General features: G+C 70.1%; 5 protein-coding genes. 1 reads left to right on the top strand and 4 read right to left on the bottom strand.

Translation table 11 applies throughout. From position 1 onward, the window contains the following. From AC27IQ_RS18590 to AC27IQ_RS18600, 3 genes are all read right to left on the bottom strand, one after another. Nucleotides 1-1,177 (bottom strand): CocE/NonD family hydrolase (locus AC27IQ_RS18590; protein WP_487090351.1); only part of this gene is annotated, 1,177 nt, incomplete at its 3' end. 12 nt (nt 1,178-1,189) lie between these two features. Continuing rightward, nucleotides 1,190-2,221, bottom strand: coding sequence for a Bug family tripartite tricarboxylate transporter substrate binding protein (locus AC27IQ_RS18595; protein WP_487090352.1), 1,032 nt, complete (start codon nt 2,219-2,221; stop codon nt 1,190-1,192). Further along, a complete protein-coding gene (locus AC27IQ_RS18600) occupies nt 2,211-3,224 on the bottom strand; it encodes a porin (RefSeq protein ID WP_487090353.1) in 1,014 nt (337 codons plus the stop codon). Before AC27IQ_RS18600 ends, AC27IQ_RS18595 begins: the two co-directional genes overlap by 11 nt. Before the next feature lie 222 nt (nt 3,225-3,446). Here AC27IQ_RS18600 and AC27IQ_RS18605 point away from each other — a divergent pair, with 222 nt between their 5' ends. Continuing rightward, nucleotides 3,447-4,373 carry a LysR family transcriptional regulator gene (locus tag AC27IQ_RS18605; RefSeq protein WP_487090354.1) on the top strand — a complete coding sequence of 309 codons (927 nt, stop codon included), beginning with the start codon at nt 3,447-3,449 and terminating at the stop codon, nt 4,371-4,373. Nucleotides 4,374-4,382: 9 nt separating this feature from the next. Here the strand turns inward: AC27IQ_RS18605 and urtE are convergent, their stop codons facing one another. Next, complete coding sequence (urtE, locus tag AC27IQ_RS18610) at nt 4,383-5,087, bottom strand: urea ABC transporter ATP-binding subunit UrtE (protein WP_317354613.1); 705 nt, start codon at nt 5,085-5,087, stop codon at nt 4,383-4,385. Between the last annotated feature and the right edge of the window lie 109 nt (nt 5,088-5,196).

A 5,196-nucleotide genomic window follows, 5' to 3' on the forward strand; every position in this document is an offset into this window, starting at 1 on the left:
GGCGCCAGGCCCCGCCGTGGTCGAGCCGGCCTTCGGGCGTGCGCCGCCCCGATCCCCCGCCCATGCGGAAGTAGCGCACGGCATCGGCCTGCCCCTCGGGCAGGGGCTGCCCGCGCAGCCAGTGGTTGAACCAGGCGAGCCGCATCTGCACATAGTCGGGTGCCAGCGTGCCGTCGAGCACCGCATCGGGCCCGAAGTCCACGTCGCCCGCATACGGCACGCTGCGCTCGCCGTGGGTCCAGGGGCCCAGCACCATGCGCACGTCGCCGTGCGTGCGCTGCGAAAGGCCGAGATAGTTGTCGGTGGTGGTCTGGGCGTACGGGTCCCACCAGCCGCACATCAGCAGGACGGCCACGCCCTCGAACGCGGCGTAGTGCCCTGCCGCATACAGCTCGGGCTGGCGCCAGTGGTCGTCGAAGCGGCCGCGCTCCCATTGCCCAAAAAGATAGTCCTCGTACTCGGGCGCCCACTGCAGGGGCGAGTCGCCCCGCGTCCAAGGAAGGCGCAGGAACCATTCGCCGATGTCGGCCTGCTCCAGCGCCTGGCGTGCCGCTTCCCCGATGCGGTTGCTGCCGCTGAGGGCATTGCGCAGCGCCCAGACCGCCTGCTTCATCTCGAACGCGCCCCCATGGCGGATGCCGCCGCGGTAGGCGTTGGCGAAGCCGCCGCATTCGAGGAACATGGCCTTGAGCCCCGCGGGCCGCTGGCTGGCCAGCGCGGTCTGGGTGTGGGCGGCATACGACAGCCCGTAGGTGCCCACCGCGCCGTTGCACCAGGGCTGCGCCGTGATCCATGCCATGGTGTCGGCGCCGTCGTGGGCCTCGCCCAGGTATTTGGTGAACTGCCCTTCGGAGCCGAAGCGGCCGCGGCAGTCCTGCACCACCACCGCGTAGCCCTCCTGAGCGAACCGCTCGGCCACTTCACCGCGGCGCATCGGCCGGGGGTCGGCCGCCGTGCGCTCGCGCCGGGTTTCGGCATCCTTGCCGTAGGGCGTGCGCTCCAGCAACACCGGCAGCGGGCCGGCGCCGGGGGCCGGCAGGTACACGTCGGTGGCCAGGCGCACCCCGTCGCGCATGGAGACCCAGCAGGTGTGCCGGGTCACGCCGCTGGCTGCGGCGGTAGTGGTGGTGGCGGCGCTGGCGGCGGCGTCCGCCGACGGAATCGTCATCGTGTTCATGGACGGCTCGCCTCAGTCGAGTTTGAGGTTGCGGTCCTTGACCAGCCTGGCCCAGCGGGCCGTGTCTTCCTGCATGAAGCGCGCCAGCTCCTGCGGTGTGGTGGGTGCAGGCTCGGCCCCCTGCGCCACGAGCAGGGCGGTCACCTCGGCATCGTTCAGCGCTGCGCCGAGCACCTTGCTGATGTTCTGCACCCGGTCCGCCGGCGTGCCCGCGGGAGCGAACAGCGCATACCAGATGTCGTATTCGAAGTTCTTCAAACCGGCCTCGGCCATGGTCGGCACTTCGGGGAAGGCGCGCGAACGCTTCGCGCTGGCCACCGCCAGCGGCACGAGCTTGCCGGCCTTGATCTGCGCTGCCACGCTGGGAACGGCGTTGATGCCCAACTGCACGTACCCGCCCGCCAGCTCGTTCACCGCCGGGCCACCCCCCTTGTACGGGATCTGCACCATGCGCGTGCCCGTGGCGGCCTGGAACAACTCCATCGACAGGTGCCCCGGGCTGCCGTTGCCGCTGGTGCTGTAATTGAGCGCGCCGGGGTCCTTGCGGGCCAGCGCGATGAGTTCCTGCACCGTGCGGACCTTGAGGCTCGGGTGCGTGGTGAGGATGGGCACGTTGACCACCACCCGCCCCACGGGCACGAAGTCGCGCGACGGGTTGTACGTGAGCTTGCTGGACAGCAGCGGTGCCGTCACCATGCCCGAGCCCGCCCCCATCAGCAGCGTGTGGCCGTCGGGCGGTGCCGATGCGACCGCCTGGAAGCCGGCCGCCCCGGGCCGGTTGTCGATGATGACCGGCTGGCGCCACTGTTCCGACATCTTGCGTGCCACCACCCGCATGGCCGTGTCGGCCGCGGCCCCCGCCGGAAACGGAATCACGATGCGCACGGGCTTGTCGGGAAACTCGGCGGCCGGCGCCGCATGGGCGCCCGCCCCCCACAGGGCCAGGCCCGCCAGCCCGGCCGCCAGCAACGGCCGGACCCGGTGCCCGGAAACGGGGCGCGAAAAGAAGGCCCGCAGGGCCGCACAGCTTGCCTTAGAAATCATGTCGCACTCCTGCGCCCACGGCGCGCACCGCCACATTGCTGCGGCTCGAATCGATTCCGTCGCGGTCGATGAACGCCTGCAACTCCGTGCGCTTGGACAGCGCATACGTATACGCCACCTGCTGGCGCTTGCGAAGGCCCCGCACGGAGGCCTGCACGTCCCGCTGCATCACGTTGACCACCAGCGCGTGCGGGCCGGCGGAGAACCGGCTGCCCACCAGCCAGTAATCGACATCGGTGCGCGCGGTGGCCGAGGCCTTCGCATAGGCATCGCGGCCCAGCAGCACATAGGGCTCGATGGCACCGAAGTCGTAGCGCACCGCCACCTGCCACTTGCTCGAAAACTCGTTGGCCAGCAGGCCGCCCGGGCGCGTGTCCCGGCCGTAGCCGATGCCCGCCGACCAGGGCCCGGCCGCGTAGTTCAGCCCCAGGTCGAGCGACTTGGCGCCGTTTTCCTGATCGGGCGTCCGGGTGTCGCCGCGCAGGTAGTAGCGGGCCCGCACGTTGACGCCGCCCCAGGTGGGGCTCTGGTAGCCCACCGCGTTGGAGGTACGGTTGCGTGCATTAAGAATGGACGTGCCGATGGCCGTGGCCCCGGCGTCGTTGGCGGCGAACGAGGTGATGCGCGTGACCTGCGAATACAGGGGCGATCCGGTCGGATTGGCGGAATCCAGCCGGCCCAGCGCCAACGTCCCCGCGCTGCCGCGCAATGCCACGTAGCTGTTGCGGTAGGCGGGCGTGGTGGCGGCTCCGGTGTCCGCGTCCAGCCCCATCTCCACGCCGAACAGGGCGGCCATGCCGTCGCCCAGGTCCTCCTTGCCCCAAAAGCCCAGGCGCGACGCGTTGTCGCGCTCTTCCGTCACCGAGCCCGCATTGCCGGTCTTGACATGGTTGATGCTCAGTCGCACCTGGCCGTACGCCTGCAGGTCCTGCGCCCAAGCGGGCGGCGCGGCCGATAAGAACAGGCCGCTGGCAGCCAGTGCGAAGGGAAATGGGGGCCTCATAACGTCTTGCTCCTTGGGGTGGCGTCGTGCCGGTGTTGGCGGATGACGCTGCCGATTCTGTGGAGCGGGGTCCTTCGCCACAACGCTATGACAAAGGCGGATGACCCTATGCAGCGGACCGCATGTTTGCGCCGGGGCGCGAGCGGTGCAAAGATGCGGGACGGCCCCGCGCGCCCGTTCGCGGCGCGCGCATCCCGGGGGCCGGCGCACCGTTCCATGCCCATGAACTTCAAGCAACTCGAAGCCTTCCACGCCATCATGCTCAGCGGCTCCACCACCGGCGCGGCCGAGCGCCTGGGCCTGTCGCAGCCCGCCATCAGCCGGCTGCTGGCCCAGCTGGAGGAGGACCTGGCCCTGCGCCTGTTCGTGCGCGAGAAAGGCCGCCTGAGCCCCGCCGCCGAAGCCCACGCGCTGCTGCATGACGCCCAGGGCCTGATGGACTCGGCCCAGTGCTTTCGCCGCCATGCCGAGCAGTTGCGCCTGGGCGGCTTCAAGCGCCGGCTGCTCAAGGTGGCCGTGCCCAGCACCCTGGCGACCACGCTCATGCCCGTGCTGGCCCGGCGCTTCATGCAGGCCCATCCCGATGTGGTGCTGGAAGTGCTGTCGGGCTCGTACAACGACGCGGAGCGCGCACTGCTCAGCCGCGATGCGGACATCGGGCTGGTGCGGCTGCCCATGGAAATGCCCGGGCTCGCCACCCGCGCCCGCCTCGACTCCGAGGCCGTGTGCATCATGCCCAAGGGCCACCCGCTGGAACACCTGAACGAGGTCGGCGCCACCGACCTGATCGACGCCAGCCTGATCCTGCTGGGCCGGCAGCGGCAGATACGCCACGACATCGACATGGCGTTTCGCCAGCGGCGGGTGCAGCCGCGCGTGGCCCTGGAGGTGCACTCCATCAGCGAGGCCTGCGCCCACGTGGCCCAGGGGCTGGGCGTTTCCATCGTGAACGCCCTGCTGGCGCAGCACTGCCCGCACGGTGCGATCGCCTCGCGCCCGTTCCGCCCCCGCATCGCCTACCAGCTGGGCATCGCCACGGTGGCCCAGGCAGCGGCATCGCCCCTGCACGACACGTTCACGCAGCTCCTGGTGGAGGGGCTGGTTTCGCCGCCGGGGGATGCCGGGGCGGCCACGGCGCAGCCGGCTTAGGGCGCGGGTTCAGATCGCCACGAGGTGGCGGATGCCCTTGGCCTGCATCTCGCTGCCCGGGCCCCGGGCGATGACTTCGCCGCGCTCCATCACGAGGTACTCGTCGGCCAGCTCCTCGGCGAAGTCGTAGTACTGCTCGCACAGCAGGATGGACACCGGATGCCCGTCCAGCCCGTGGTCGGCCAGCTGGCGGATGACGCGGCCGATGTCCTTGATGATGCTGGGCTGGATGCCTTCGGTGGGCTCGTCCAGGATCAGCAGGCGCGGGCTGGGCGCCAGCGCCCGCGCGATGGCGAGCTGCTGCTGCTGCCCGCCCGACAGGTCGCCGCCGCGGCGGCCGAGCATCTGCTTGAGCACCGGAAAGAGTTCGTACAGATGGGGCGGCACGGGGGTGGAGCCGCTCTTGTAGGCCAGGCCCATGCGCAGGTTTTCCTCGACGGTGAGGCGGCCGAAGATCTCGCGGCCCTGCGGGACGAAGCCGATGCCGGCGCGGGCGCGGTCGTAGGGGGTCCTGGACTGGATGGGGTGGCCTTCCCAGGTGATGGTGCCGCTTTGGATGGGGACGAGGCCCATGAGGCTCTTGAGCAGGGTGGTCTTGCCGACGCCGTTGCGGCCGAGGAGGACGGTGACTTTGCCGGGGGGGGCGGTGAGGCTCACGTCGCGCAGGATGTGGGAGCCGCCGTAGTACTGGTGGAGGTTTTGGACGGTGAGCATGGGTTTTTGATGTCTTTTGGGCTTTATGCCCTAGTGTTCATTGGTCTGGCTGCTATTGTTTTTTATAGTAGCTTGCTGGTTTGGGTTTCGGGGCCGGGTCTCGGCCCGG

The sequence above is a fragment of the Acidovorax sp. KPB24-07 genome, assembly GCF_057543315.1.